The 26,680-nt window shown below is 37.1% G+C and carries 32 protein-coding genes; 11 read left to right on the forward strand and 21 right to left on the reverse strand.

Annotated elements, in window-relative coordinates; all coding sequences use genetic code 11:
- The first annotated feature begins 39 nt into the window (after positions 1-39).
- The 6 genes from KIM67_RS12530 (at position 40) to KIM67_RS12555 (ending at position 3,852) form a co-directional block, all read left to right on the forward strand.
- Positions 40-1,134 carry a Nif3-like dinuclear metal center hexameric protein gene (locus tag KIM67_RS12530; protein ID WP_213831934.1) on the forward strand — a complete coding sequence of 365 codons (1,095 nt, stop codon included), beginning with the start codon at positions 40-42 and terminating at the stop codon, positions 1,132-1,134.
- A 3-nt stretch (positions 1,135-1,137) separates the two neighbouring features.
- Complete coding sequence (locus tag KIM67_RS12535) at positions 1,138-1,917, forward strand: zinc ribbon domain-containing protein (protein ID WP_213831823.1); 780 nt, start codon at positions 1,138-1,140, stop codon at positions 1,915-1,917.
- Between the two features lie 67 nt (positions 1,918-1,984).
- Positions 1,985-2,368, forward strand: a complete 384-nt coding sequence (locus tag KIM67_RS12540) for a DUF4174 domain-containing protein (protein WP_213831824.1) — start codon at positions 1,985-1,987, stop codon at positions 2,366-2,368.
- Between the two features lie 140 nt (positions 2,369-2,508).
- Entirely contained in the window at positions 2,509-3,003 is a 495-nt protein-coding gene (locus tag KIM67_RS12545; RefSeq protein ID WP_213831826.1) for a DUF2391 family protein, read from the forward strand.
- Positions 3,004-3,175: 172 nt separating this feature from the next.
- Positions 3,176-3,508, forward strand: a complete 333-nt coding sequence (locus tag KIM67_RS12550) for a YtxH domain-containing protein (RefSeq protein WP_213831828.1) — start codon at positions 3,176-3,178, stop codon at positions 3,506-3,508.
- A gap of 5 nt (positions 3,509-3,513) precedes the next feature.
- Positions 3,514-3,852, forward strand: coding sequence for a phage holin family protein (locus KIM67_RS12555; protein ID WP_213831831.1), 339 nt, complete (start codon positions 3,514-3,516; stop codon positions 3,850-3,852).
- A 123-nt stretch (positions 3,853-3,975) separates the two neighbouring features.
- On the opposite strand, the gene KIM67_RS12560 is transcribed toward KIM67_RS12555, so the two are convergent.
- The 4 genes from KIM67_RS12560 to KIM67_RS12575 form a co-directional block, all read right to left on the reverse strand.
- On the reverse strand, positions 3,976-4,341 hold the full coding sequence (locus tag KIM67_RS12560) for a phosphatidylserine/phosphatidylglycerophosphate/cardiolipin synthase family protein (RefSeq protein ID WP_213831839.1): 366 nt from the start codon (positions 4,339-4,341) through the stop codon (positions 3,976-3,978).
- Between the two features lie 34 nt (positions 4,342-4,375).
- A complete protein-coding gene (locus KIM67_RS18805; protein ID WP_213831841.1) occupies positions 4,376-4,582 on the reverse strand; it encodes a PLDc N-terminal domain-containing protein in 207 nt (68 codons plus the stop codon).
- A 103-nt stretch (positions 4,583-4,685) separates the two neighbouring features.
- Complete coding sequence (locus KIM67_RS12570) at positions 4,686-4,901, reverse strand: hypothetical protein (protein WP_213831842.1); 216 nt, start codon at positions 4,899-4,901, stop codon at positions 4,686-4,688.
- 14 nt (positions 4,902-4,915) lie between these two features.
- Positions 4,916-5,077: a DUF1328 family protein gene (locus KIM67_RS12575; RefSeq protein WP_213831844.1), complete on the reverse strand. Its 162-nt coding sequence runs from the start codon at positions 5,075-5,077 to the stop codon at positions 4,916-4,918.
- A 296-nt stretch (positions 5,078-5,373) separates the two neighbouring features.
- Between KIM67_RS12575 and KIM67_RS12580 the strand changes: the two genes are divergently transcribed.
- The 3 genes from KIM67_RS12580 to KIM67_RS12590 all read left to right on the forward strand — a co-directional run bounded on the left by KIM67_RS12580 (position 5,374) and on the right by KIM67_RS12590 (position 7,237).
- On the forward strand, positions 5,374-5,883 hold the full coding sequence (locus KIM67_RS12580) for a Dps family protein (RefSeq protein ID WP_213831845.1): 510 nt from the start codon (positions 5,374-5,376) through the stop codon (positions 5,881-5,883).
- 46 nt (positions 5,884-5,929) lie between these two features.
- On the forward strand, positions 5,930-6,409 hold the full coding sequence (locus KIM67_RS12585) for a hypothetical protein (protein ID WP_213831848.1): 480 nt from the start codon (positions 5,930-5,932) through the stop codon (positions 6,407-6,409).
- 189 nt (positions 6,410-6,598) lie between these two features.
- Positions 6,599-7,237, forward strand: a complete 639-nt coding sequence (locus KIM67_RS12590) for a helix-turn-helix transcriptional regulator (RefSeq protein ID WP_213831850.1) — start codon at positions 6,599-6,601, stop codon at positions 7,235-7,237.
- Between the two features lie 129 nt (positions 7,238-7,366).
- On the opposite strand, the gene KIM67_RS12595 is transcribed toward KIM67_RS12590, so the two are convergent.
- From KIM67_RS12595 to KIM67_RS12655, 13 genes are all read right to left on the reverse strand, one after another.
- Positions 7,367-7,885, reverse strand: coding sequence for a hypothetical protein (locus KIM67_RS12595; protein WP_213831851.1), 519 nt, complete (start codon positions 7,883-7,885; stop codon positions 7,367-7,369).
- A 242-nt stretch (positions 7,886-8,127) separates the two neighbouring features.
- Entirely contained in the window at positions 8,128-8,475 is a 348-nt protein-coding gene (locus KIM67_RS12600) for a porin family protein (RefSeq protein WP_213831852.1), read from the reverse strand.
- A gap of 132 nt (positions 8,476-8,607) precedes the next feature.
- Positions 8,608-9,276, reverse strand: a complete 669-nt coding sequence (locus KIM67_RS12605) for a hypothetical protein (RefSeq protein ID WP_213831853.1) — start codon at positions 9,274-9,276, stop codon at positions 8,608-8,610.
- 566 nt (positions 9,277-9,842) lie between these two features.
- Positions 9,843-11,186: a DUF3526 domain-containing protein gene (locus KIM67_RS12610; protein ID WP_213831854.1), complete on the reverse strand. Its 1,344-nt coding sequence runs from the start codon at positions 11,184-11,186 to the stop codon at positions 9,843-9,845.
- A gap of 2 nt (positions 11,187-11,188) precedes the next feature.
- Positions 11,189-12,640 carry a DUF3526 domain-containing protein gene (locus KIM67_RS12615; protein ID WP_213831855.1) on the reverse strand — a complete coding sequence of 484 codons (1,452 nt, stop codon included), beginning with the start codon at positions 12,638-12,640 and terminating at the stop codon, positions 11,189-11,191.
- A gap of 5 nt (positions 12,641-12,645) precedes the next feature.
- Positions 12,646-15,129, reverse strand: coding sequence for a TonB-dependent siderophore receptor (locus KIM67_RS12620; RefSeq protein ID WP_213831856.1), 2,484 nt, complete (start codon positions 15,127-15,129; stop codon positions 12,646-12,648).
- Positions 15,130-15,231: 102 nt separating this feature from the next.
- Positions 15,232-15,927: an ABC transporter ATP-binding protein gene (locus tag KIM67_RS12625; RefSeq protein ID WP_213831860.1), complete on the reverse strand. Its 696-nt coding sequence runs from the start codon at positions 15,925-15,927 to the stop codon at positions 15,232-15,234.
- 122 nt (positions 15,928-16,049) lie between these two features.
- Positions 16,050-16,367 (reverse strand): hypothetical protein, encoded by a 318-nt coding sequence (locus tag KIM67_RS12630; protein ID WP_213831862.1) that lies wholly within the window; start codon positions 16,365-16,367, stop codon positions 16,050-16,052.
- Positions 16,368-16,568: 201 nt separating this feature from the next.
- Entirely contained in the window at positions 16,569-17,927 is a 1,359-nt protein-coding gene (locus tag KIM67_RS12635; RefSeq protein ID WP_213831864.1) for an NAD(P)/FAD-dependent oxidoreductase, read from the reverse strand.
- A gap of 284 nt (positions 17,928-18,211) precedes the next feature.
- Positions 18,212-18,760, reverse strand: a complete 549-nt coding sequence (locus KIM67_RS12640; protein WP_163416238.1) for a ClpP family protease — start codon at positions 18,758-18,760, stop codon at positions 18,212-18,214.
- Between the two features lie 85 nt (positions 18,761-18,845).
- On the reverse strand, positions 18,846-19,673 hold the full coding sequence (locus KIM67_RS12645) for a mechanosensitive ion channel domain-containing protein (protein ID WP_213831877.1): 828 nt from the start codon (positions 19,671-19,673) through the stop codon (positions 18,846-18,848).
- Positions 19,674-19,696: 23 nt separating this feature from the next.
- The gene (locus tag KIM67_RS12650; RefSeq protein ID WP_213831879.1) at positions 19,697-19,885 is read right to left on the reverse strand and encodes a hypothetical protein; all 189 of its coding nucleotides are present in this window, start codon (positions 19,883-19,885) and stop codon (positions 19,697-19,699) included.
- On the reverse strand, positions 19,886-20,515 hold the full coding sequence (locus KIM67_RS12655; protein ID WP_213831881.1) for an RNA polymerase sigma factor: 630 nt from the start codon (positions 20,513-20,515) through the stop codon (positions 19,886-19,888).
- Positions 20,516-20,529: 14 nt separating this feature from the next.
- Between KIM67_RS12655 and KIM67_RS12660 the strand changes: the two genes are divergently transcribed.
- Entirely contained in the window at positions 20,530-21,291 is a 762-nt protein-coding gene (locus KIM67_RS12660; RefSeq protein ID WP_313788442.1) for a hypothetical protein, read from the forward strand.
- A 3-nt stretch (positions 21,292-21,294) separates the two neighbouring features.
- Here KIM67_RS12660 and KIM67_RS12665 read toward each other — a convergent pair whose 3' ends face one another.
- A complete protein-coding gene (locus tag KIM67_RS12665; RefSeq protein WP_213831883.1) occupies positions 21,295-22,443 on the reverse strand; it encodes an MFS transporter in 1,149 nt (382 codons plus the stop codon).
- A gap of 125 nt (positions 22,444-22,568) precedes the next feature.
- Here KIM67_RS12665 and KIM67_RS12670 point away from each other — a divergent pair, with 125 nt between their 5' ends.
- Positions 22,569-23,426: an AraC family transcriptional regulator gene (locus KIM67_RS12670; protein WP_213831886.1), complete on the forward strand. Its 858-nt coding sequence runs from the start codon at positions 22,569-22,571 to the stop codon at positions 23,424-23,426.
- A gap of 220 nt (positions 23,427-23,646) precedes the next feature.
- Here KIM67_RS12670 and KIM67_RS12675 read toward each other — a convergent pair whose 3' ends face one another.
- From KIM67_RS12675 to KIM67_RS12685, 3 genes are all read right to left on the reverse strand, one after another.
- The gene (locus tag KIM67_RS12675; protein ID WP_213831888.1) at positions 23,647-24,702 is read right to left on the reverse strand and encodes a M12 family metallopeptidase; all 1,056 of its coding nucleotides are present in this window, start codon (positions 24,700-24,702) and stop codon (positions 23,647-23,649) included.
- A gap of 160 nt (positions 24,703-24,862) precedes the next feature.
- Positions 24,863-26,140 (reverse strand): kynureninase, encoded by a 1,278-nt coding sequence (gene kynU, locus KIM67_RS12680; RefSeq protein ID WP_213831889.1) that lies wholly within the window; start codon positions 26,138-26,140, stop codon positions 24,863-24,865.
- A gap of 51 nt (positions 26,141-26,191) precedes the next feature.
- A complete protein-coding gene (locus KIM67_RS12685; RefSeq protein ID WP_213831890.1) occupies positions 26,192-26,656 on the reverse strand; it encodes a GNAT family N-acetyltransferase in 465 nt (154 codons plus the stop codon).
- Positions 26,657-26,680 lie beyond the last annotated feature (24 nt).

A 26,680-nucleotide genomic window follows, 5' to 3' on the forward strand; every position in this document is an offset into this window, starting at 1 on the left:
TTTATCTTTAGCCTTACATAACTATAGATAAATAGCATGATGACCGTAAAGGACGTTACAAACATACTGGAAGAACTTGCACCACTTGCCCATGCAGAGGAATTTGATAATGTTGGGCTATTGGTGGGAGATAACAATAGTACCGTTACTGGTGTTTTGGTTACACTCGATACCATGGAAAACGTTGTTGACGAAGCTATTGAGAAAAAATACAATCTAATCGTCAGCTTTCACCCCATCATTTTTAAGGGCCTAAAAAAACTTACGGGAGCTAATTATGTTGAACGGGTCGTGCTTAAAGCCATTACGCACAACATAGCAATTTATAGCATGCACACTGCATTGGATAATAGTAATATGGGAGTGAATGCTAAAATCTGTGAAGTGCTAGGTATCCAAAATCCAAAAATCCTGATTCCCAAAAGTCATACAATTAAAAAGTTGACAGTATATGCCCCTTTTTCAGATACAGATGTCATAAAACGCGCTTTATTTGAAGCTGGTGCAGGGGAAATTGGTAATTATAGTAATTGTAGCTTTGTTACCGAAGGTGTTGGCAGTTTTAAGCCAGGTAAAGGCTCTAACCCTAAACAAGGAGCGGTTGGTAAAACTCACTTTGAAAAAGAAGAACAAATCAATGTCATTTATTCCTTTGAAAAAGAAAAGCAAATTTTGGATGCTTTATTCAAAGCCCACTCTTATGAAGAGGTAGCTTATGAAATAGTTTCATTGGAAAACACCAATCAAGGTATTGGCATGGGCATGGTAGGTACCCTTGAAACTGAAATGGATGAAACACTGTTCTTAACCATGATTAAGGAAAAAATGAGAGTATCTCTGGTTCGACATTCAAAATTATTAGGAAAAAAGGTCAAAAAAGTTGCTGTATTGGGTGGTAGTGGTGCTTTTGCTATTTCGGCCGCAAAAAGAGTAAAAGCTGATGTTTTTATTACTTCTGACTTAAAATATCACCAGTTTTACGAGGCCGAAGAACAACTTGTTTTAGCTGATATTGGGCACTTTGAAACTGAGCAGTTTACAAAAGATTTATTGGTTGATTATCTTATCAAAAAAATTCCTAATTTTGCAATCTCTTTATCGGAGAGCATAACAAATCCCATCAAGTATTTATAATTTATGGCGAACAAAAAAGAAAACACCGTGGAAGAAAAATTGAGAGCACTGTACGATTTACAGTTAATCGATTCCAGGGTTGATGAAATACGTAATGTTAGAGGTGAATTACCTTTAGAAGTACAGGACTTGGAAGATGATGTACTAGGTCTTAAAACACGTATGGATAAACTGAAGACAGATGTTGAGACGGTTAATTTTGAAATTGCCGCCAAGAAAAATCTCATTGAAGAATCCAAGGTGCTGATCAAAAAATATGCCGATCAGCAAAAGAACGTAAGAAATAGTCGTGAGTTCAATTCGTTGAGCAAAGAAGTTGAATTCCAGGAATTGGAAATTCAATTGGCCGAGAAGAACATTAAGGAATTCAAGGCGCAGATAGAACAGAAAAAAGAGGTAATTGCCTCGACCAAAGAAAAACTTTCAGAGAGAGAAGGACATTTGAAGCACAAAAAGGGTGAATTGGATGCTATTCTGGCTGAAACTGAAAAAGAAGAAAAGGCACTTTTGAAAAAATCAGAAGAATTCGAAGAAAAAATCGAAGACCGATTGATTCAGGCTTATAAAAGAATACGCCATAATGTAAAAAATGGTTTAGCTGTTGTAGCTGTGGAAAGAGGTGCTTCTGGTGGTTCTTTCTTTACAATTCCACCTCAGGTTCAAGTTGAAATCGCTTCAAGGAAAAAAATCATTACCGATGAACATAGTGGTAGAATTTTAGTAGACCCACTATTGGCAGAGGAAGAACAGGTGCGTATGCAAGCGATGTTCGCAAAGATTTAAACGGATACTATTTCCATAAAAAAAGACCATCTTAAAGATGGTCTTTTTTTATTCTGTAATTTTAAGGATGAAACTTTTAGTAACGCTCATACTAATCTTTACATTATCCAACATGTCATCCCAAAAACTTGCTGAATACAAGTGGCAAAATAGGTTGGTCATTCTCGTTAGCTTGGATTTAGAATCCGAATCTGTGAAAAAACAGGGAAAGCAATTCCATGATGCCAAAAAAGCAATAAAAGAGCGGGAAATGTTAGTACTACGACTATCTCCAAAATCTGAGGCACTGAAAGCATATAACATATCACAGAATTATGAGGGAGTTTTGCTTATAGGCGAAGATGGTGGGCTAAAAGCAAAGCATGATTTTTTAGTTGCTCCTTCCATTGTTTTTGAATTAGTGGATAGTATGCCAATGCGTAGGGCAGAAATACGGAGTAAAAATGATTAACCAATCTAGTTTGAGGAAATATTGCAGTTAATAATCAAAATCATGTAAAGTAACAGAAAACTTTTGTGTTCTGAGGCAGTTCTTAAGAACTGTCTTGGGTCTCATACTTTTTTAATCAAGGTATATTATCTTTAAGTACTATGGAAGATCAAAAGATCTTTACAAAACGAATTGGGGGCTATCTGCACAAGATGGTTCCCATTACCGATGCAAGTGGAAAATTGCTCCACTATGTTACAAAACCTTTGATGGTAGAGCTTAAGCCCAGGGATATTATGCAAATAATAATAGGCTCCACCATCTTGGCACTTCCGGTTACCTATACCGAAGAAGCTTGGAAGCTCGGTGAAGAACTACCATTGTTGAACGTAGGGTTACTTTCCCTGATATCATTAACCTTTATTGCTCTCTTTGTCTACTTCAATTTCTACAGGTTCAATATCAAAGGACATTTGTTCAACTATATTAAAAGAGTATTGGCAACATATCTTATTTCCATATTGGTTGTAGCGGTACTTCTTACCATAATCCAAAGGTGTCCTTGGCAAGAAGATTCTTTATTGGCGATAAAGCGCATAGTAATTGTCTCCTTTCCTGCTTCAATGAGCGCTACAATAAGCGATGTCATAAAATAGGTCCTAGCTCACTCTCGGTATTGACTAATCTGTACCATACAAATGTCATTTCAATTTAGCATTTCGGCTAAGGTTTTAAGCATTTGAGTCAAGGTAAAACCCTGAATATCATGAAATTTGTATGGTATTCCTTTGAATACTTAAAAGAAATATTAATCTAAAAACATTTATTATGAGCAATAGTTCAAACATAATTTTAGGGGTGCTTGCAGGTACAGCGGTCGGAGCAGCTTTAGGTATTTTATACGCACCAGATAAAGGAGAGAACACAAGAAACAAAATTTCTGAAAAAGCCTCGGCCACTAAAGACACTTTGGCACAGAATGCATTGGAGTTAAAAGATAAAGTGGCAAATACCATAGCGTCAGAAAAAGAAACATTGGACAATAGAGTAGAAAACATTCTTTCTGATGTTAGCTACAAAACCGAAGATGTTATCACAACGTTGGAAACCAAGCTAAAGCAGCTTAAAGCTAAAAATAGAAGCTTACAAAAAACATCATAAATCTTATGGATTCCCTGAAAGAAAGTAGTAAATACGTTGCACAGACCAGTGAACGCTTTTTAACTGCGAATAAAAAGTACTATGAGTTAAAGATATTTCAACAGATTGCCGTTGCCACTACTTCGTTTAGCAAGATTATAGTAATTGGAAGTCTAATGGGACTTGGGTTGATTTTTTTATCTTTTTCCGCTGCTTTTGCTTTGGGGGAATATTGGAACAGCACCAATTTAGGTTTCTTGGCTGTAGGAGGCTCTTATGTACTTATCGCTATTGGCAGTTTTATACTTAGAAATCGGTTAGAGCAAGTGATTATCCAAAAATTATCTAAAACATTCTTTGATTAAATGAAGACCTATAGAACACTAAAAGAAATCGATCACGATTTAAAGGTTTATAACCTAGAACGTCAAATTGCTTTAGAGCAACTTAAGGCCGTGAAATATGATATTGAGTCTTCGCTTCAACCATTAAACTGGATACGTTATGTTTCCAAAATTATAAGTAAATACGGACTGATGCTTTTTGTAAAAAAAATCTTGAAATAGCTTATCATAAATCAATCTAACCTCAAACCCTTCTTTTGTTTTTCTTTTTAATATTTCATAAAATTTTTCTTGAAGCTCACCTTGCTCAAAAGCATAGTACTGTATGTGTATAAACTTTTTTGCTTTATCTAAAACCTCAAATATAGTATCAAAGGTCTCATCGCCGTCATCCAATACTTTGACTAGATTTCCGCTATATGGAAGAGTATGTCCGCTATTGGCAATAAGTTGCGATAATCTTTTATAGTTACTTGACAAAGATTTTTCAATCAACTTTGAATCTGTCAATTCATGATACCTGGTGTCATATAATCTTCTTTTTTTAACCTGTTTTAAAGTAAAAAGGCTTAAACTTTCGCCGGTTGACCCCAAAAAGGTAGTACAGCAAAACACCGGCAAATGGAAAGATCAATACCGTGAACACCCAACTTATGGATTTAGTAGGTCTGTTACCATGTAATAAAATGCTGGCAATGGCCCAAAGACATGTTAGCGCGTATATTATTATTAAAATTGTGTTTAATCGCATGGAATAAAAAACAATGATTATTTATTGTTTTGCAATGTAAAGGTATTATAACAAAAAACGGATGCCCTATGAGCATCCGTTTTTTGTTAACTATTAGATGTAGTTAGTTATCATCGCTGTTCCCATCCAGTTCTTCCTTTACATCGTCAGCGGCATCTTCAATTTCATCTCCCACATCTTCAGCAGCGTCTTCGATTTCTTCTGCCGTGTTTTCAATTGCATCTTCAGCTTTTTCCTTGTCAGATTTGGTTTCTCTGCAGCTTAAGGTGGTAAAGATCAACCCTAGAACTATAATAAATGATATTAATGACTTTTTCATAATGTGTTTTTAAGTTATATTTTTTTTCTTCCTGTTATCAATGAAATAATAAATAGAACGATAAATAAAAAGAATAGAATTTTTGCAATACTAGCAGCTCCAGCCGCGATGCCGCCAAATCCAAATATTCCGGCAATAATGGCAAGTATTATAAATGTAATTGTCCAACGTAACATAGTATTTTGTTTATAAGGTTAATAATTTGTTTAATTAGCTTCTATTTGCTAACACTACAAAAGTCGATTAAAGCTATTCTTTTGGTTAACGATATCCATTCAGAGATTAACTCAATACCTAAATAATTAGTTTTCAGCGAGAAGCATTCTTTCTATTTCTCGGTGCATAGATTTTTTTAGAGATAACGTTAAGATGTTTTCCATATGAGCAAATCCGAACTAGCTAACCGAACTAGTTTTGTGATAGACCTTAAAAAAATGTGAAAGCCACATTAGTAATTATAAAACAATTCATAATGAATTATCTGAATATAAACGACAAGAATTTACTGCTTGTAAATAAGGATTTAAACCAACTATTGGCAGATTATAGTGTTTACTACCAAAAATTAAGAAGTTTCCATTGGAACGTATTGGGAAAAAGCTTCTTCGACCTTCATGAAAAGTTTGAGGAACTGTACAATGATGCCAGAATTAAAATTGATGAAATCGCAGAACGTATTCTAACATTGCGTTTTCATCCTATAAGTAAAATGAGCGAGTACTTAAAATTGGCCAATGTGGATGAGGTATCTGCCATGATTACAGACGGGGAAATGGTTTTGGAAATACTAAAGGACCATAAAAAGCTATTGTTGCAAATGAAAAGTGTTATAAGTACAGCAGAAAAAGTTGGGGACGAAGGAACTGTAGATATGATGGGTTCTTACATTGCCCAATTGGAAAAATCGAGCTGGATGTTAGATGCATGGTCGAAAAATACAAAAGACCAATTAAAGTCTGTAGAAATGGAAAAAGTGTCCTAAGAAAAGGATATGGAGTTCAAAAGAATTATTAATTAAAAACATAAAAATGAAAAATTTAAAAACAATAGTTACATCACTCTTACTCTTGGGAGTTTTTACAAGTCAGGCCCAAACAAAAGAGAATCTTGATGGAAAGCTAAGTAAAGTGACAAAGAAAACGTTCACATTTGATAAGAATGGAGCAAAGATAGGGTATGATGTAACCATACAGGAAAGACGAGAGTACCTAATGAAATTTGATGAAGCTGACAAAGGAAAAATAGACCAGAATAGAAAAGATGCACCGGCCATGGTCACAAAACTAATAACCGTTAAAAGTGATATAGACAGCACTTACAATAGATTTATAGTCTTGAGCTATAGAAAAGAGCCTCATGATTCATTTGAATTAGTATCTACTGGTAAGGGATTTGCAGTAAATGTTGACAACAATACCATGGAATATATAATGGGAGAAGGCATCTACTATGCTCCGACACAAGATGGCGATTTTTTCTTTGTTGAAGAATTTGATATGATTCAATAATTATATCATTTTTTGATTGTTTGGTTGAGCCCCTCTTATGAGGGGTTTTTGCGTTAATACAAGTATTGAAAAATGTTTTTAATAAAAACTTACATAGATGTTCCCTAAGACTTTTCAATGCGTTTAACGGTTACATATATTGCTTGTGATACTAAATGTCCATATTAGTATTGTGCTTTAAAAAGAGTAATGATGAAGACACAAATAATAAGGAGACAATTTCTAAAACAACGACTCAATAATGTAGAAGAACTCAATCGAAAACTTTATGAAGTTTTTTTAGATACAGACCATGAAAACACCTTTGCTTTTTATGGAAGTTATAACTTGAAAATTGCTGATAAAATAGGTGTCCTAAGAAAAGTGAAGAGCAAAGGGATGATTCGGATCATGCAAATACAAGGACTTGTATATCAGATTTTATCCATGCACATACTTGGGCACGACAAAGTGTTGAAACATAAGAAACCTCCAACCACTTTACTAAGACGAGAATTAAAAATAGTACGCGAGATTGCTAACAAAATTGTCAAAGACGTATCAAAAAATTACTCTTTGGAACAGTTGTCCAGAGATTCGGGGCTTTCGCAAGCTAAGTTACAAGAGGGTTTTAAATTACTGTATACAAAGACCGTTACAGAATATATAAGGCATGCTCGTTTGGAGCATGCTAGAGATTATATAAATACCACAGAAATGAGTATTTCTGAAATTGTTTACACCATTGGTTTCAGTAGTAGAAGTTATTTTTCAAAAATATTTAAGGATAAATACGATATTAGTCCAAGTGAATTCAAAGAAAACGTTGTAGCAAGGATATCGGCATAAAAAAATCCGCTTAAAGCGGATTTTTTTTACACAGAATAGATTTTATATAACTTATAAAATCTAATTGTTTACCCCTATTATAAAGTTATGGGGCCTTTCAAATTTTATGTGGCACGTTTAAAACAGTTCTTAGAACCGTGCTTTTAAAAAAAAGGTGCTTTCTCTATTGCTGATTATATTTTCCAATACATCAGAGTTGGGTGTACCGATCATTGGTTTATACCCCAACTCTATTCTTAAATTGCCTTCTGACTTATAGCCCATACCAAAATTCGTACGCATCAATTCTCTTTGTGGAAAGCCAGCGTTATTCGTATTAATATCGTATTGTATTTCACTTCCCGTAATCAGATAGAGCTCTTTGTTTAAAAAGTATTTGATCGCAAAACCGGCACTCAACTGCTCTTGGTCTCCAAACTTGGTGTAAAAACGTTCTACACGCACCGCCATATCCTTGGTCATTGGAATATCTACAAGACCATGAGCAAATTGTTCCGCATTGACACCTATTGGAAAGTCCATATTGTATTGTAAAATCTGGTTGTTATAATTTCTATCTGGGGCCGTAGGTTTTTCAACGCCCTCCTTCTGTGCAAGCATAGTAGTGCACATCAAAATACCTAAACCAGAAAGTAGCAACTGTTTCATACCAGTTAAAGCAAATAAGCCCTGCTATAAACCTAGAAAAAGAAGTAACCAATAGAAAGTTGGGCTACACCATTTCTAATTTTAGCATCAAGACCGTCTCTATCATTAATATCGGATAATCCTACGATATACCGAACATTAAAATTGAGTCCATTCTCAAATTTATAACCTAAACCTAGATTTAATCCTAAATCAACACTACCAAAAAAATCTTTAACATCTGTATTATCTTCTTCTTCGGCTTAAAGTAACAGGCCAATTTGTGGGCCAGCTTCAAGGCTCAACCCTTTTGCCACGTAATATTTTCCAAGTAACGGTACACTTAAATAATCTAGATCTACACGGTCGTCATTTAAAGTATAACCTTGTCCGGAGTACAGTACTTCTGGTTGAAGTGAAAATTTATCAGAAATAGGCACCTCTGCCACAGCACCAAAATGATACCTCGTAAGAGGACCCGTGTCTCCGGCAATATCTCCTGAAATATCCGAAAAGTCAAAACCTCTCTCGACCCCTAATCCCAATTCTTGAGAATTAACATTTGTCAGTCCAACAACTAGAATAAAAATTAGTAAAAAAAAACGCTTCATGATTTCAAATTTTTAACGATTCATTATTAGAGAAATATGTTCCACATACATTGACTTACCGCGGAAACTATATTAATAGGATACTTGGCAATTGAATATTTTCTTTTTTGGCTTCCATGCTGCTTTACACTGTTAGTCAAGTTTTTTCTTGTAACGATTCCTGCCCATATTAAAGACACCTACTTTTAAACCAAAACCGGCGGTAAAACCGTTCAACCTTTTAATTGGGCTCGTAGCTAAATTTAATTTACCGCTAAACCTATACTTTATACCAGCTTCTAGTTGCAAGTATCTTGATACATTGAAGAGGGTGCTTACACCCGGTTCAATGACCAAAACAGGATCTAAATCCTCAAATTCCCTATCCTTAAAATCTTCGTCAAAGTCTGGACCTGATAATATTCTATTCGTAAAAACACCAACTCCAACATGCAAGGGAAAGGAAAGACTGACTCTTTTCTCACTAAACATAATGGGTTCTAAATGAATACCAAGGGTTCCTCCCCCTACTACATTATCAATATCTGTATCTGGTATCAAAGGTTGATCAGACTCAAAACCGGTTATTGACAGACCTATCTCAAATCGTTGATTGGCAACATAGGCAATCTTAAAACTTGCCCCATAGACCGGTTCACCCCTAAGTTCTCCATAGTGACCATGAAGTCCTACATAAACACCATGAACATTGTTTTTTCTATCATTGAATGTTATGTATTCATCCTCACTGTCATCTTGCGCATGGACCGAAATACAACAAATTAAAGCTAGGAGAGATAACCTGATAGGCTGAATATTCATTTAGTTGAGTTTTGTCATAACATTTCTATTTGACTATTTTTTGAGATTGTTAAATATTAATATTTAACAGTAAAATTAAATTCAAATAGTACGTTCGTATTTGTCAAAAAATCAATTCTTTTAAAAAGACTTTCTTTGTAAAGAAAGACAACTCAAAAAGTAAAGGGTTGCACCATTCAATAAAAAAACGAAGTACGTTTCAAGGGGCACTTTATCTTAAATACCTAAATGAGTAAGTTCCGTGTTGCCATTCTTCTGTTGAACAGATAAATACGCGGTTAACCGCTAAAAAATGAATAGGTAGATTAAAGTTTTAGATTGATCAAAAAATGGAATGTTTTACTAATCTATTTGCCGGACTTTTAGATTAATGTTGCTACTTCAAAAAGTAATCTTACTAATGGACTGTCTCAATGGTTGCATGGAATCAACTACATTGCTTAAAAGAAAACTTTACTCAAAAGAGGATAGTTTCAAAATCACCTTAGGTTAAATTCTTAACCTCTTTCCCACAAATACATACGCATCATTTACACATAAAATCACATATAAAAATACTCCTTTCACTACAGCTTTCGGCCGATTATGGCACAACAGAAAAACATAAGAAGAGTAGCTATAAACAAAGGCCAAACAATACGCATGAGTTTTTGATCACTCTTCCCATCATCTGCATATTTTGGCGTAAATCTTGTCCAGTCCACCGCATCTGCAGATTTCTCTTCAAATATTTTAGGATAAAAAAACAACCGTAGTTCTTCATGATAATTGGCTGTTGCATCCAAAAAATTAAGGTGCTGATCTAAACTGGTTCCTGCAAGTTCATTGAATACTAATTGCAAATGCATATTTGGCAAAAATGCGGACAGTTGTTTACTAACACTTTCACGTTCGCTAATCTTTTCCCGTAACGCCTTGGTATCTGTAACAGAATCGTCATCTCCCATCTGTTGCATGGCATAATACCATGTCCAGTTGAACCCTTCAATTGGATATCCAAACTTTTGGAACTGTGGATAATGATCATAGAACTTTTGCAAAGTTTCCGTTTTATCAGTATCCCATTTGGTATGATACCCATCCCGCTGACTTATCATCGCACTCAAAGCTTCGGGAACCGGATACTTGTTGGCCAAATACGCATTCATTCCCGCCGGCAATAGTATAAGCAATACCAACCAAATGGATAGTAGTAGCAACGCATTGAACCCTGAACTCTTTTTAAAGTTGATGACAAAAAAGCATAACGCGAACCAAAATGCAACATATAACAACGACAGGAAAATCATCATCATAAAATTCATATCCAAAGGAATGGACAACACCGATTTAGCAATAGTAAAAAGTATTCCCAAGACTACATATATAAGCAGTACCCTTATAGATAATTTCGTTAATAGGTACTTCTGTTTTGATGGAGTTTGTACCGATACCAATCGCCATGTGCCCGTCTCGGTTTCTTCGGATAACAAATTGAAGGTAAAAACAATGATCAACAGTGGAAATAGGTATAGTAACACGAACGATAAGTCCAGGTTTCCCGACTGAAGATTCATAGGGTTTACCAAATCTGTATCATATCGTTGTCCCTCCAGATTTTTGATAGTGATTCGCTGCAGATTTGTGTTTATATCACTTTGTCCTATGGAAAGCCCCGAAAGGTGGGTTGGACTGTTTATGAATGCGAACTTCACATAGTACATAAGAAGCCCTAAATCATCTTTGTGCAACGTCACATTTCTGTCGATGTGATTCTGTTGATAATTTTCAACTTGGTCGATTGCCGCCTTTTTTTGAGATACAAATTGATGCCCTATACCAATACTTATTGCGCCCAACACGAGTATAAGAACCAAGCTAGCTACAACAGCCCTTGACCTTAAAAATTGTAAAAGTAGAAGTTTGTACATAGCTATATTGCTTTTGCTTTTTTTGAAAGATATCCTAAGCCCAAAAAGGATAACAAAACCCAGCCCAATAAAGAAAAAATACCTAACGATGCCTCGTTCAAAGAACTTTGTAAAGGCTGCATCTGGTGTTGAAAATCGGGGAATTCCTCCCAATGTTCATGTTCCACTACATGTTTTTTCCCTTCGGAACCACTTACTTTTTTTGTGCTGATGTATTCCATCTGGAGTTCGTTCATTTCCTGTGCCAATTGATAGCGATAGACTTCGGCCTGCTCTTGAAAATCCACGTATCCCTTGAAATCGGTTCCTGTAAATGCCATAGATATCGTTTTAATGGCCACAAAAGGATTGAGTACGGCAGTAAAACGGCTAACGTTGTTCTGTTTTTCATAGATGTGCAATAAACTATCATGGTGTTTTTTGTAAAGATTTGCACTTGTCTTCTCTCCTTCCCGCATTACAAAACCTCCATAATTAAAAGGTAACTGGGTGATGGAATCAACGCCATGAACGGCCAAAACCGAATCCCTCAACCTATTGAAATAGGGGTCATCTGGGTTGTGGCTATCTCCTTTTTTAATGACATCCCGCTCAACGCCCGATTGAAAACTCAACTTAGAGGGTGTGGGATAGATAGCATTTCCAACTGCCTGTGAGGTTTTGGGAACCAACACCACCATCAACAACCAAATACCTAGTAACGTAAGCAGAGCATTTTTAGACGAGTGCGCCGTAGTGGACACCATTATGCTTATAAAGGATAGAATAAGTAAAAACAGTGCGTACCCCAACAATAGCAATAAAAAACGTTGCCACGAATTGGCTGAATCCGCCATGGTCTCCCCAAAAATCAAAAAAAACATAGTAACCAGAATAATAGGAACAAAGAATAAAAGTGCCAGTATAAATAGTCCCAAAGATTTGCCCAGCAGTATTTCCTTCCAATCTGCCCCTTGGGACAGTAGTATTTTCAAGGTTCCGTTCTCTCTCTCGGAGACCACAACTGAAAATCCCAAAAAAAATAAAATCAAGGGGAGCACAAGCTGTAAAAGCATTGCCATGCTCAATTCACCAAAGCGCAGAGTCCCGGTGGAAAACCCTGCATCTGAAAAGTTAACGCTGTTCTGCCTATGAGCTTCCAAAAAGATCGCATTTCCCGTAAAGCTTTCAATTCCGTAATCGAACATGCTCAAAGGCTGTTTCATACGGAAAGCAAACGTGCCAAAGTGTGCCATGCGATGTGGATGTTTATCTGGATTGCCCTCCCAACTCTGTCGTGCTTTTTGTTGGTGTTCCAGTCTAATGGCATTCTGTTTGGAGTAGTTATTTATACCACTGACCGCAGCGTAGGCGGTCAGCAGCAAAAATATGCCAAACATGATGTAGATTACTTTGGTCTTGAGGGCATTTTTGAGGAAATGCCCCATAAACAGACCGATGTTAGCTCTTTTCATAATCCTTAAAATTTATAGGAGGTTGTCAGCAACACATTTCGTGGTGCTCCAGGAAAAAGTCGTGATGCAAACAATGCACCTCCCCAATATGTTTCATCGAACAAGTTGTTCACCTTAAGCGCCAATTGTATATTTCCTCCTGAGGGGCGATAATAAACTGCGGCATCAAATACCGTATACGCCGGAAGCAGCACACGATCGCTGTACCATGAGAATCGATCTCCACGATATTCTGTTCCAAAACCAATTCCGACGTCTCTCAAGGTATTATCCCTAAAATCATATCTGGCCCAAAGGTTAGCACTATGCTCCGGTGTTCCACCCGCTCGTTCACCAATCAAAGTAGGATCATCATCCGCGATTATTTCAGCATCGATATAGGCATAGGAAGCATTTACCTGAAAATTTGGTAAGATGTAGCCCGATAGGTCCCACTCAAAACCTCTACTTCTTCGTGCGCCACCCTCAATCAACAAATCCTCATCGTTGGGATCGGGTTGCAAAAGGTTTTTTTGATTGATTTCATAAACGGCCATGTTCATTGCCAATCGTCCTCTAAAGAACTCTCCTTTTGCTCCAAACTCGATCAAATCACTTTCCAAGGGGTCAAATTCTGCTGGAGAACTTGCCCAGAAAAAGTTTTCTGTAGCCGGTGATAAAGTAACGGTATTTGATTGCGGTTGAAAGCCCTCAATATAGGTTCCATAGACATTTATATTGTCCGTTGCCTCGTACGTAATCCCTAGACGTGGTATAAAAGCTTCGTTTTTAAAACTTTCTTCATCGTTGGATTCATAATTGAACTTATCCTCATACCACTCGTAACGAAGGTTGACCAAGGCAGAAAGCTTCCATATCTTAAATTGGTTTTGAATGTAGACCCCACTGGAGGTAGTTAGGTTTGCCGGAATTGCGAATTCTGACATGGTATAGTCGTTGATAATCCTCATGTTGTTTTGAGGGTCGGTCAAATCAAAATGGGGAACATTAGGTCTCGGTGCCAGTACACCATCGATTTCAATAGTTTGAAAATCTGCGGCATCGGCCGGATCAAAATTACTTACGCTCCCGTCATTTCTTAAATACCTTCGCGCTCCATTTTGTCCACCACCCTTGGTACGCTCCCACCAACTTCCATCGTATCCTATAAGAGCTTTATTAGTGATTTTATCACTTTCAAAATCAAAATTTACAAAAGCATTGAAATTATCGGTGACCCAGAACTGCTTTCGTTCCACATAACGCATTTCAGCTAGGGTATTGATAGGATTTCCTTCGATATCCACAGCGGCGGCGTTCACAGTTCTGTGCTCGGCAAGGTCTTCTTCCCAAGTTTGTTTCATATACGAGACATTGAAGCCAATGTTATCTGTAATCTGCTTGGTGAAGTTGCCCATCACCAAAAACTCCTTTGACTTAAAAAAGTCGTTTGAAGCCCCTACGTTAAGGGAAGTCGGCGTACTGTTCAAATCAAATTCCCCATTGATGGCACCAAAAATGGGCTGCCCCCTATCGAGGTTGCCAACACCATTACTATATATCATTTCTACATTTAATGCTGTAGTATTATTAGGTATGTATGAAATAGACGGTGTAATCAAAAAAGCGTTGTTCTGTACCACATCCCGAAAAGACCTAGCTTCCTGTACTGCTGCATTAAAACGGTATAAAAGGGTTTTAGATTCATTCAATGGCCCTGTAAAATCTACTGTTGCCCTAAGCGTTCCAAAACTGCCCACGGTAGCACTTACCTCGTTTCGCTTTTCCCTTAAAGGTTTTTTGGTTACCATATTTATGGTCCCGCCTGGGTCAACACTGGAAAAAGTTACCGAAGAGGGTCCTTTGACAACTTCTACCCGTTCTATGTGAGAGGTTATGGGCTGTAGAAAATAATACTGACGTGTTCGCATTCCATTGATGACCTGTCCCTCTTCTGCTTGTGTGACACCCCGTATGTTGAAATGATTGTAAAATGCCGTGGAAGTAACACTACTGGCAGCTTTTACTGCATCTGCCAATTGAAACGCTTGACGGTCGTTCATCAATTCTTTGGTAATTGTTGATACCGCTTGTGGTAACTCCTTGTTTTTGATGGCCACCTTAGTCGAAGAAAAGGAATAATCGCTATTGTAGTCGGTCCTAGCACGACCTATGACCTCAACATTTTGTAAGCTCTCTGTAGTTTCTGTTAATACAACAGTTCCCAAATCAAGTACAGTAGAAGAACTTACATCGATGGATTTTTGGTGGGAAGCATATCCCAAAAAGCGTACTTCGAACTCGTAAACTCCTTCGGGTACATTTAGTTGAAATGCTCCGTTCCTATCTGTCAACACTCCGAACATGTTGTCTGTATTACCAATGGAAACCGTAGCACCAAAAATTGGACTTCCTTGCTCATCGGTAACCGAACCCGTTACCTCTTGAGCGTGGATATTCACAACAAAACTAAAAAGTAATAATATAAATAGGTTTTTTATGATTCTCATTTGTGTTCGTTTTATTTTCGGGGTAATCTGTTATCTGCACAATCAAAAAGTAACTCCGCACCTAAGGCGAAATCACTACTCTGATCATTTTGATTTAAGATTTTAGATTGTTTTTAAGTATAGATTTTGTAATTCGTTGGCATTTATATCCGTTGTTTCCGACTCGTACACCAAACGGCCTTCTTTCATAATACCAATCCTGGTACCGACATTAACAGCATTGAAAATATCATGTGTCGCCATAAAAATAGATTTTCCCATTTGGCTCAATTCCTTGCAAATCGCAGTAAACTCTACCGCAGCCTTAGGATCAAGGCCAGAGATCGGCTCATCCATAAATATGAAGCCTGCATTTTTGGATAGTGCAATGGCGATACCTACTTTCTGTCGCATTCCCTTAGAATAAGAGGCCAGCTTATTAAGGTGGGCGGTTTCCTGAAGCCCAGCTTTTAATAAGTAGGACGCCAATTCCTCCTTTGAATACCGAAACCCTGCAATTCGGCTAAAAAAGTCAAGATTTTCCATACCTGATAGGTTACCGTAAAGTTGTACTACTTCAGGTATATAGGCTATCATTTTTGAAGTGGCATTACTGTTTGGCTTTACTTCGACGCCATTAATTAAAGCCTTACCGCTTGTAGCTGTTAGTAAACCAAGAAATAAATTTATCGTGGTGGTTTTACCGGCACCATTTTGGCCCAGCAAACAGAAAATTTCACCTTGAGCAACAGAAAGATTCAAGTCGCTCAATGCTTCATGTCCACCATATCTTTTGGTAAGATTGATTGCTTCTAGCATATTATACTATGTAAATGTGATTGATTAAGCTATGGTACGCCATTGGATGATACAGCGTAAAATGAATTATTGGAAACCTTGTATGAAGGTCGCCATATTCAATTAAGTAAAAAGAAAGATATTTAGGCTACCGGCGGTCCTCGCAGGTAATATTGTTCTTGGGAAACAATATTGATGGTTCCCACTATACTTTGATGAAAATAGTAGGAAAAAGTAGCTAATTCGTAAACAAAGAGATCTTGAACATGTAGTTGCTGATCAAAATAAAAACTACAGATATGACAGTCTGAATTTTCCGCAGTAACTATATCTGTAAAATCGTTGTTAACGGTATTTACAGTATGTTCTGCATGCGTATGTGAGTGAAAAATCAAAACAACGGGTAATGACAAAACATACATTGCCAGAATACCCGCCACTATTTGGATTTTATTTTTCACGTTTACTAAAGTAATACATTTTTCATCTTATTCATATCTACTTTCTATTTCGTCTATGTATTTGCTGATTTCAATAAGTAGAGCGATTATAAAAAGTTTTTAACCTATACCACTTGTATAATTTAAAATGTGATACGAAAAAAAATAAATGACCAGAAATGCGAATCAATAAAGGTCATCAACGATAATAACTTTATTGAATTAAGAGATTGTCATATCACCCAACAGACTCAAAATCTTATTTTCAATAGTCTTGGAATCCCAATGCGCTTCAATATTTGGCATTGACATTACTTCTTGCATGATTTCCTCTTGCTTATCCCCTACTGCCAGGGCTTCTGCATAAGACCGTTCGGAAAAAGTAACACGACTATATACAGGAATCCACTTCTCAGGATGATTTTCAGCAAATCGTTTTTCAATTTTCTTTTGTAACAGGAATTTTGGGTCAGCGGTTTTATGGCTCATTTCCATAAAATTCCGATAACTGAGTTCAGCAATGGCATCCGCATTGGGTTTACGACTTTTTTGATATTCGCTAAAAATAGTTTCCCAGTCGTCTCCATGAGCTTCCATAAGTTTATCCAATTCATAAATATCCTCAAAACCTGCATTCATTCCTTGACCATAAAATGGCACGATAGCATGGGCAGAATCACCAACCAACGCAACCTTGTTCCAATAGGTCCATGGATAGCATTTCATCGTTACCATGGCACTGGTAGGGTTTTTAAAAAAATCCCTCGTCAGATTTTCTATTTCCTTGCTTACATTGGGGAAATAGGTCTTGAAAAACGCCTTGGCCTCTTTTTTATTGGTGATATTTTCAAAAGAAACTTCTCCTTCAAAAGGTAAAAACAGGGTACAGGTAAAACTTCCATCTAGATTTGGCATGGCAATGAGCATGAATTTTCCCCTTGGCCAAATATGAAAGGAGTTTTTATTCAATTTGTGCGTACCATCCTCGTTGGGTGGAATCGTCAATTCCTTATACCCTACGTCTATAAAATCCTGGGAATAATCAAACCTGCTACGACGTTGCATTTTATGTCTTACACGAGAGAAAGCGCCGTCACAACCAAATATAGTATCGTATTGGTATTCCTTCCACTCACTTTTCTCGGATTCTCCCGTAAATATCTTGGCTTCTGGTAAATCAACGTCCCAAACCTTTTCATTAAATCTAAAAAGAACCCCTGCCTCTTCTGCCAAGTCGATCATTTTTCTGTTTAGGATTCCACGGGAAATTGACCATATTGCCTCGCCTTCTTTGCCATATTTCTGAAAATAAACTGGTTTATCGTTTACGTGCATGGCTCGTTTATCCAAAGGAATCGCAATTTCTTTGATAGTTTCTTCCAGTCCTACTTTACGAAGGGATTTCCATCCTCGGTTGCTCATGGCCAAGTTAATGGAGCGGCCAGAGAATTCTATTGTCCGTATATCTGGCCTTCTATCAAAAACTGTAACCGAATGTCCTTTTTTCCTTAAATAAATAGCTAAAAGAGAGCCCACCAATCCAGAACCGATGATGGCAATATTTTTAGAGATCTGTATCATAAATGCCAATAGGCGAATTCGTATTAAACTTTAAAAATACGGAAAATTGAAATATCAAAAATCAATTGGAATAAAGACCGCTGCGCTTGAAGAGCAAGGAAACAAGACGTACTTATGTTGATTTTTGAATTTTGACATTTATTTAACGAACGGTCGTAGGCTTTTGGTGCAAAAGTTGACGTATATAGTCTAAATATTCCGCTTCGGCGCCACTATATGAAAAAAGTCCTTCACAAGATTTGCGAAGGACTTTTTCCCTTTTAAGTAAGGTAGTAAACAATTACCTACTCCAATATACCGTCTACGATACCGTATTTCACAGACTCTTCTGCACCCATCCAATAATCACGGTCAAAATCTTTCATCACCTTATCAAAATCCTGTCCACAATTATCTGCCAGTATTTTTGCTCCAAGCTCTTTGGTCTTTATAATTTCCTTGGCTTGAATCTCAATATTGGAAGCCTGCCCTTGGGCACCACCACTTGGCTGATGAATCATTACTCGCGCATGTGGCTGTATAAATCTTCTTCCTTTCTCACCAACGGACAATAAAATTGAACCCATTGAAGCAGCTAAACCTGAACAAACTGTAGAAACCGGACTTTTTATTTGCTTGATGGTATCATAAATAGCAAAACCAGAAGTAACATAACCGCCCGGGCTATTGATAATAAGTTGGATTTCCTTATTGTTCTGTAAATCTAAATACAGTAAACGATCAATAACATGTTTTGCGGAATCATCATCTACCATACCCCATAAAAACACCTTGCGCTCTTCCAATAATTTTTCTTGGACCAATTCTTGAACTTTTCCTTTTTTTGAACTCATTTTTTATTTCTTGAAAGTTTCAAAATTAATCAAATTCCAAAGAAGTTATTGCTTCAAACATACCTCATTCTCCAAATAAAGGTAATTATGACTTTATCTCTACCTTTTCCGATACAACATCTTTAATTGGGATGACAAATTTTCCTTTTTTTGTCACCAAGGTCAATGTATTGTTTTCAATGGCTTCTACTGTTCCCGAGTTTTCCCCTATTACCAACTTATCACCAACGGCATATGTTCTTCTTGTGTAGAAAGACCTAAGAATATCGGTAATGATATCCTTAGAGCCAAGTCCAAGTCCTATGGCAAAGGCCAACAAAAACGCACCAAGAATAAGGGTAATATTATTGGTGATAATTGTAGTATCGATTCCGGCTTGGTTCAATGCGGTTATGGAAATAAAGATTACGATGATGTAAAAAAGGAGATTACTTACGAGGTTAGACCCGCTAAACTCTAGTGAATCGAATAATTTCTTTACCGTGGTTTTGATGAAATTACCAATGTAAAGCCCGATCATCATCAATGCCAAAGCACTGAACAATCTGGGCAGGTAACGCAACAAATTGCCTATTTCCGTAGAAATAATTTCCCAGCTTAATATATCAGCTGCAACGATCAAGAATACCAAGAGCAATAACCATTTTACAAAACCAAGAATCACTTTAATGATATCGATTTTAAAATCTCCTTTACCAAAAAGGTTCATCTCATTTATCTTATCGCTCAATGTATTGATTTTGGCAAGCTTCAAAATCTTTCCTAGTACAAAAAGTATAATTTTAGTTACCAGCCATCCCACCAACAGTATAATGAGTGCGCCAATAATCTTGGGCAGTGCCAACGCAATATCTCTGCCCATTGCAGCGAGGGAATCAAAAGTCAAGTTCTTCCATTCATTAATTGTTTCCATGTGTATTGTTTTATCGTGTTGTTTTAATTGTCTTTTGTTGTTCTAAAAAGTTTGCGCAAAGCGGAACCAATATTAAAAGAGAAAAGCGAGGCTAAATCCATTAACAACTTAGCAGCAGCTATGTCGTTCATGACCTTTTTCTTCATTCCCGGGGGAACTTCCCGTAATGAAGCTTCTAATTCCCTAAATGGATTTCTTCTTTGCTTTGCCATCTATGGTAACGTGTTATAGGTTTCCACCAATCGTTCTTTTGCTCTTTTCAATCGCATTTTTACTGCGCTCTCGCCAAGCTCCATCAACTCGACCAACTCTTTTATCGATGCTCCATCCTGGTATTTCAACAATAAAATGGATTTTTCTTCTGCAGAGACCAATTCCAAAGCCTCTCTTAACTTGCTTGCCTTCATCTCATAGAGACTTTCCTCGGGCACCTCTTCTGCCAATTTATATTCAGAATCTTCTACGGGAGAAGATTTATCACTCATCTTTCGCTGTTTGTTTCGATTGACATAGTTCACACAAAAATTATAGGTAAACGAATACAACCAGGTCGAAAACTTAGACTTACCCTTAAAAAGCTTCAACTTAATGAACAGTTGCAGAAAGACATCTTGGGTCAAATCCTCGGCTTCATCTTGTGATCTTGCAAATCCATAGCATTTGTTATAAACCATTTTAGCATACCGGTCGTATAGTTTCCCGAACAACAACGGATTGTTATTGGCAACTATCAATTTAACCAGCTCCTCATCTGAAACATTCGCATACGGGTCGTCTGCCTGCGACGATTCCTTATCGAGGTTATTTATAAGAATAAGAAACAGCTTCTTTAAAAAGGTCACTTAAATACTGGGTTATGATTCGGTTAGTATTACTTTTTACGGAAATGTACTACAAGATAAATCAAAATGACATTATATTTGAAGCAAAACTCATTATGAAACGCATTCCAATTTTAACATTTCTATCTTTTCTGATGCTTTTGTCCTGCAAAACAGAACAAAAAAAGAAAGTGTCCAAAGAAAAACAGCAAAAAACTATTCTAGAAAAAATTGCCGCTGCACATGGGTATGGACATTGGAAAGCTGTAAAAGAATTTACCTTTACATTCAATGTGGATAGGGACAGCACCCATTTTGAAAGAACTTGGGTATGGCAACCAAAATCAAATACAGTTACTTCCATTACTTCAAAAGATACCTTGACTTACAATAGAAAATCCATGGATAGCACCGCCGTAAAGATCAATGGTGGTTTTATAAATGACAGGTATTGGATTTTGGCACCATTTAATCTGATGTGGGATGCGAACAATTTCACGTATGAACATATTGAAAATGAAAAGTCACCTATAGCTGGGGAATCCATGCAAAAATTGACCGTGGTCTATGGCAATGAAGGAGGTTACACACCCGGAGATGCGTACGACTTTTACTTTAAGGATGATTTTGTAGTTCGTGAGTGGGTTTTTAGAAAAGGAAACCAAGAAGAGCCTTCCATGGCAACCACTTGGGAAGATTATGTTGATATGGGTGGGTTAAAATTAGTGCGCGATCATAAAAAGGCCGATGGCAACTTTAGTATTAACCTTACTAATTTAGATGTTCAAAAAGAATAAAGGCTAGGCCTTATTTCTTTTCAATAGCATAGTTGTCATCAAAACAAGTAAAACACACCCCAGAAGTGCATAAAAACTGTGTTTTAAAGATGCGCTTTCTGCTAAAAACCCAAGGATTACAGGACCCAATAAAAAACCTGAATATCCGGTTCCTGCAATAAAGGAAACACCTTGGGCAGAATCTACACCCTTTACGTTCCCTCCAATTCTAAATAGTTCTGGAACTATTACGGAAAAACCAAGTCCGTTAAGGGCAAAACCTATGACTGCCAGAACTGTATGCTCTGAAAGCACCAATACGTATCCTAAAATTGCTATTAATGCGCCTAAAGCCACTATTCTCACAGAGCCAATCTTTGCGCTTATCCCGTCCCCTAAAAATCTACCCAAGGTCATTGCAGCCGAAAACGCTAAAAAGCCTGAACCTATTAGTACACTTGGTGCCAATGTGACCTCTTTAAGATAAAGCCCACTCCAGTCTACGATAGCTCCTTCACTGCCCATAGCTACAAATCCTATTATTCCCAATAAAAACAGAGGTTTGAACAGTTTTAGACTAAATGGCTCTTTATCTACGGGGGCAGCTACAACATTTTTGTAGTTTTTATAAAACAGTAGATTTATGATAAAAACAAGTACAACCGTAATACCCATATGCAATACCGGATTTCCGATAATCGGGATTAGAAAACTCCCAAGTCCTACGATTACACCTCCCAAACTAAAAAATCCGTGCGCGGCCGACATGAAATTCTGTTTATCTTCTTTCTCAATTTCGGTAACCAGTGTATTCATGGAAATATCCGTAAGTCCGTTAGAAGCACCAAAAAGAAATAAGGATATCATCAACAAGTAATAATTTGGGGCTAAAAGCGGAAAGAGGGCAAAGATGCTACTTAGAACCACACCCGCCCATGTAGCTTTTCCCACCCCAAGCTTGTTTATAATCTTAGAAGCCAATGGGAAGATAGTAAAGACCCCCAAAGAGAGGCAAAATATGGCAATCCCTAAATCTGCTTTATCAATATTCAATTTGTCCTTTACTGATGGAATATATATGGCCCAAGTACCAAACCAAATATTTAAGCTGGCAAATACCCATGCCGGAGCAAAGTATCTAGGATTGGAAAAAATAAGCTGAAGTGATTTCATTTAAACTGTTATCCACACAAAATAACTAAAGACTCCGCTATACTTTTTAGCATAAATCATTCTTTCCATAAGACATTTTATTCTTATCATACTGTTTTTTGAGTCCATTTAGATAGTTTTACTGCATGAAACCTATGTTAGAAGCCATCAATGTTGCTACAAATACGTCCTTAAAAATTGAGACGTACCGTGCAACCGATTATTGTGAGTCTACAGGTTGGCATATTCATCCAGAGTTTGAATTGGTCTATGTGAAAAATGGTTCTGGTATGCTCCATGTGGGTTCCCAAAAAGAACAGTATAGTGATGGGGTCATTATTTTTTTGGGCGGAAACATTCCACATGCAGATTTTGGGAACAAGGATCATGATAACAATATTGAAGTGGTAATTCAATTTAAAAAAGAGTCTTTAAACGATAGACTAAACATCTTCCCCGAGTTTAACGGAATTAAGCGATTAATTGAAGCATCTGGACAAATATTGATTTTTGATAGGGCAACTAAAGAAGCATTATCAAACAAATTTGAAAAATTTGAGGTACTGGACAGTCAAGGAAAGTTGATCAACTTACTTTCCATTTTGGATTATCTTTCCAAAAAGAGTACTCCAAAACAGTTGTTTGAAAATATCCCCTTGAGCAAATTCAAAAAAGATGAAATAAGAAGATTGGAACAGGCTTTTGAGTATGTGAACACCAATTATGACAAAAAAATATCGGTTGCTGAAATAGCCTCACAATTGGGATTTACCCCAAATTCTTTTTGTAGATTTTTTAGGAAGATGACACATCGAAAATTCATCAGTTTTGTAAACGAATTTAGGATTGAAAAGGCAATTGAACATTTTAATGTGAACAACACGAACATTGCCGAAGTAATGTATAAATCTGGGTTTAATGACCCGTCTTACTTTACAAGACAATTTAAAAAATATAAAGGAACTACACCTTCTGACTATTTAAAAGTAAAATACGGTCTATAGCTTCAAAGTGATTCGCTATTCAAATGTATTTAAAAATAAAAAGAGGATGTTTAAAAAGTAATTTCTCTCCACACGTTGGATTGAGCAAGTAAAAACTAATTGATACTTATTAATTAAGCAGCTATTTCGACAGGCTCAATATGACATGGTAGAAAGCTTTCTAAACACCCTCTTTATTTTATAACTAGACAATATGTCTTAGCATTAACCCCGATTTTTATTAGTTACATCTTGTTATAAAATTCCATCGGGTAAAATCCCTCTCGTACAAACCTCCAAAATAGGTAACCCTATCCCCAACGAAGTATTGCGTTGATGGCGACCATTCCGCCACACCATCACAAGGACCTGCCGGATTGGTACCCGTAGCGGGATACAATGCATTTGTACCTTGAACGTCCAAAGCAGAAATACTCGCCTGTCTTGGTGGCAATAGATTTCCGTTCAAATCGGTAATGGTCGGTTGTCCGTTCCTACTAAACGTAAAACTACCGTACATCATGGTTGAATTGATATCAAACTGACCTGTTAAAAAGATAGCGGAATTGCTTTTGAAGAACTGGTCTTGTGCATCGGGCACAATATTATTAAAATTAATAATGACGAAATCATCCCGATCCGAACGATTTTGCTCATGGATGTAGCCCAGCGTATGACCAAGTTCGTGAATAATCACCACAGCCGTGGCCCTTGTTCCCAAACGGATAAAACCTCTTGAGCCATTCATACCCAGTGTAGCCACACCAGAATTACTATTTGACCCCGAAGAGGAAATAGTTATATAATTGGACTGATTCGTACGCTCTTTAAAAGTAACATTGGTTTTACTGGTCCACTCATCAAAAGACGCTTGAAGCTCCGAACGAACGGAAGAACTCAATCCATTGATAACGTAATAGACAACACCATCCGTCCATTTTTGAACACCTCCGCCCAATGCTAGACTGGTTGTTCCGGCATCTGGTGTTGGATTTTCGTCAAAGGCTTCCGCAGAATCCGATAATTGGTCTTCAAACAATCTTAAGTCGCTTCCAGCAAGACTGTAGGTTCCGTCTTCTTCGAGCTTTACTTTTACTTCACTTCCCAAAAAGTATTTAGTGATAAAATCCGTATCCTGTTCCGTGGTGGATACTTCTTCATTTGGGGTCTTAGCATTTTGGTCTTCGTCTGCATCATTCTTTTCGCAAGAAGTAATGGACAATACCATAATTACGGCTAAAGTCAGCATAGCATCTAAGCCGACTTTAAGCCTTCTTTTTTCATTTTTAAATTTCATGTTCATATAAGTTTTTGGGGTTAAAACTTAAATATGTACGTAAGAAAGACAAGAATAGTAAGTGGCTACGTCGTTTTTTCGATGAACGGCGAATAAATATTTATGGATTTTGGCGTTACAGACTTGTTAAAAGTTTGACTCAAAACGCTAATTTATCTTATTATCCATTCTGATTCAAAAGAATACCCTTTTTTAAAAGCTGACCAAAATTATACATATCCTCAAACGAGCAATAAAAAGGTGCCGGAGCCAATCGGATTACATTAGGCTCTCTCCAATCAGTAATTACACCATTTTTCATCAAATAATCAAATAACGATTTTCCTTCTCCATGTAAAAAAACAGAGAGTTGGCAACCGCGTTCCTTTGGCGTAATGATTTCAAAAGAGCTATCTACTTCTTTGTCAATTTCATGCAAAACGAATTCAAGATAACTCACAATCTTGCGTTGCTTTTCAATCAAGGTGTCCATGCCCACTTCATCAAATAGTTCCAAAGATGCAAGATATGGTGCAATAGAAAGTATTGGAGGATTGCTCAATTGCCAGGCATCGGCCGTTTCTATAGGGTCAAACTCGGGCTGCATTAAAAAACGGGTCTCTTTTTTTGTGCCCCACCAGCCTTCAAAACGGGGAATATCCTTTTTATCCAAATGTCTTTCATGCACAAAAATGCCCGAAGCATTACCAGGTCCGCTGTTCATATACTTGTAACTGCACCAAGCAGCAAAATCCGCATCCCAATCGTGTAATTTTAATGACACGTTACCAACGGCATGTGCCAAATCCCAACCCACAAAAGCACCTACAGACTTTCCCGCGCTTGTTATGGCTTTCATGTCCAATACCTGACCGTTATAATAATTGACTCCTCCTAAAAGTACCAAAGCCAGCTCCTCTCCTATCTCCTCAATTTTTTCAATAATATCTTCTGTTCTCCACGCATGCTCTCCCTCTCTTTTTTTGACTTCAACAATAGCATCGCTAGGGTCAAAACCATGAAATTTTACCTGACTTTGCAACATATACTGATCGGACGGAAATGCTTTTTCCTCACAAATAATTTTATACCGTTTCTGATCTGGCCTGTAAAAAGAAATCATCAATAAATGAAGATTTACCGTCAGCGTGTTCATGACAGAAATCTCTTTGGCATTTGCCCCTACAACTTTGCCCAGACCCTCTGCCAAAAGCTCATGATATTCCCACCAAGGCTTTTCTGCATAAAAATGTCCTTCTACGGCCAACTCCCGCCAATCTTTCATCACCTCATCAACAAACTTCTGGGTCCGTTTTGGTTGCAGCCCCAGCGAATTGCCTGTAAAATAGATGACATCTTTTCTGTTGACTTGTGGATAATGAAATTCTTGTCTGTATTTGGATAATTTGTCCTCAGCGTCTAGTTGCTTCGCAAATTTCAGCGAATTTTGAAAAATCATAGCTTTTTTTACTTCAAAGTATTATTTGTAAAGCTAATCGTTATCCATGCATTATTCCAAACGCATTTCTATTATATGTCCTTTAAAACCTACTTTTTCATAAGCACGTATGGCTGGAACGTTATCACTGTAGACCGTTAAACGTATTTCTTTTAAGCCCCTCGCCAACGACCAATGCTTCAGTTCATCTACTATTTTTGAATTAATACCCATTCCTCTATAATCTGTGTGGGTATACATAAACCCTAAATATGCATATTGCTCATGTGCCAGGTAGTGCCTGGCCTTCTTTGGAATGGCATATCCTGACGCAATTATCTCTCCATCTAACTCAGCAACGACAACACTGGCATCATCATCCAATATCATTTGTTTTATATCGTAGTAACTAATAGGGTCTTCTCCCAAAGTGCTATCAAAAGGTCGCTCTGCCTTTATGAGCTCTTGTTCAAAATCCAGGAGGATAGGCAAATCCGCTAAGGTTGCATCTCTAAGTATTGGTTCGGGTGAATCCATAAGCATATGTAATTGAAAAAACGA

The sequence above is a fragment of the Flagellimonas sp. 389 genome (assembly GCF_018449435.1).
Lineage (GTDB): Bacteria > Bacteroidota > Bacteroidia > Flavobacteriales > Flavobacteriaceae > Flagellimonas.

Excerpts from the sequence above, each read along its gene's own strand:
- KIM67_RS12530 (WP_213831934.1), top strand. The coding sequence starts at position 40 with ATGACCGTAAAGGACGTTACAAACATACTGGAAGAACTTGCACCACTT.
- KIM67_RS12535 (WP_213831823.1), top strand. The coding sequence starts at position 1,138 with ATGGCGAACAAAAAAGAAAACACCGTGGAAGAAAAATTGAGAGCACTG.
- KIM67_RS12540 (WP_213831824.1), top strand. The coding sequence starts at position 1,985 with ATGAAACTTTTAGTAACGCTCATACTAATCTTTACATTATCCAACATG.
- KIM67_RS12545 (WP_213831826.1), top strand. The coding sequence starts at position 2,509 with ATGGAAGATCAAAAGATCTTTACAAAACGAATTGGGGGCTATCTGCAC.
- KIM67_RS12550 (WP_213831828.1), top strand. The coding sequence starts at position 3,176 with ATGAGCAATAGTTCAAACATAATTTTAGGGGTGCTTGCAGGTACAGCG.
- KIM67_RS12555 (WP_213831831.1), top strand. The coding sequence starts at position 3,514 with ATGGATTCCCTGAAAGAAAGTAGTAAATACGTTGCACAGACCAGTGAA.
- KIM67_RS18805 (WP_213831841.1), bottom strand. The coding sequence starts at position 4,582 with ATGCGATTAAACACAATTTTAATAATAATATACGCGCTAACATGTCTT.
- KIM67_RS12570 (WP_213831842.1), bottom strand. The coding sequence starts at position 4,901 with ATGAAAAAGTCATTAATATCATTTATTATAGTTCTAGGGTTGATCTTT.
- KIM67_RS12575 (WP_213831844.1), bottom strand. The coding sequence starts at position 5,077 with ATGTTACGTTGGACAATTACATTTATAATACTTGCCATTATTGCCGGA.
- KIM67_RS12580 (WP_213831845.1), top strand. The coding sequence starts at position 5,374 with ATGAATTATCTGAATATAAACGACAAGAATTTACTGCTTGTAAATAAG.
- KIM67_RS12585 (WP_213831848.1), top strand. The coding sequence starts at position 5,930 with ATGAAAAATTTAAAAACAATAGTTACATCACTCTTACTCTTGGGAGTT.
- KIM67_RS12590 (WP_213831850.1), top strand. The coding sequence starts at position 6,599 with ATGATGAAGACACAAATAATAAGGAGACAATTTCTAAAACAACGACTC.
- KIM67_RS12595 (WP_213831851.1), bottom strand. The coding sequence starts at position 7,885 with ATGAAACAGTTGCTACTTTCTGGTTTAGGTATTTTGATGTGCACTACT.
- KIM67_RS12600 (WP_213831852.1), bottom strand. The coding sequence starts at position 8,475 with ATGAAGCGTTTTTTTTTACTAATTTTTATTCTAGTTGTTGGACTGACA.
- KIM67_RS12605 (WP_213831853.1), bottom strand. The coding sequence starts at position 9,276 with ATGAATATTCAGCCTATCAGGTTATCTCTCCTAGCTTTAATTTGTTGT.
- KIM67_RS12610 (WP_213831854.1), bottom strand. The coding sequence starts at position 11,186 with ATGTACAAACTTCTACTTTTACAATTTTTAAGGTCAAGGGCTGTTGTA.
- KIM67_RS12615 (WP_213831855.1), bottom strand. The coding sequence starts at position 12,640 with ATGAAAAGAGCTAACATCGGTCTGTTTATGGGGCATTTCCTCAAAAAT.
- KIM67_RS12620 (WP_213831856.1), bottom strand. The coding sequence starts at position 15,129 with ATGAGAATCATAAAAAACCTATTTATATTATTACTTTTTAGTTTTGTT.
- KIM67_RS12625 (WP_213831860.1), bottom strand. The coding sequence starts at position 15,927 with ATGCTAGAAGCAATCAATCTTACCAAAAGATATGGTGGACATGAAGCA.
- KIM67_RS12635 (WP_213831864.1), bottom strand. The coding sequence starts at position 17,927 with ATGATACAGATCTCTAAAAATATTGCCATCATCGGTTCTGGATTGGTG.
- KIM67_RS12640 (WP_163416238.1), bottom strand. The coding sequence starts at position 18,760 with ATGAGTTCAAAAAAAGGAAAAGTTCAAGAATTGGTCCAAGAAAAATTA.
- KIM67_RS12645 (WP_213831877.1), bottom strand. The coding sequence starts at position 19,673 with ATGGAAACAATTAATGAATGGAAGAACTTGACTTTTGATTCCCTCGCT.
- KIM67_RS12650 (WP_213831879.1), bottom strand. The coding sequence starts at position 19,885 with ATGGCAAAGCAAAGAAGAAATCCATTTAGGGAATTAGAAGCTTCATTA.
- KIM67_RS12660 (WP_313788442.1), top strand. The coding sequence starts at position 20,530 with ATGATTCGGTTAGTATTACTTTTTACGGAAATGTACTACAAGATAAAT.
- KIM67_RS12665 (WP_213831883.1), bottom strand. The coding sequence starts at position 22,443 with ATGAAATCACTTCAGCTTATTTTTTCCAATCCTAGATACTTTGCTCCG.
- KIM67_RS12670 (WP_213831886.1), top strand. The coding sequence starts at position 22,569 with ATGAAACCTATGTTAGAAGCCATCAATGTTGCTACAAATACGTCCTTA.
- KIM67_RS12675 (WP_213831888.1), bottom strand. The coding sequence starts at position 24,702 with ATGAAATTTAAAAATGAAAAAAGAAGGCTTAAAGTCGGCTTAGATGCT.
- kynU (WP_213831889.1), bottom strand. The coding sequence starts at position 26,140 with ATGATTTTTCAAAATTCGCTGAAATTTGCGAAGCAACTAGACGCTGAG.
- KIM67_RS12685 (WP_213831890.1), bottom strand. The coding sequence starts at position 26,656 with ATGGATTCACCCGAACCAATACTTAGAGATGCAACCTTAGCGGATTTG.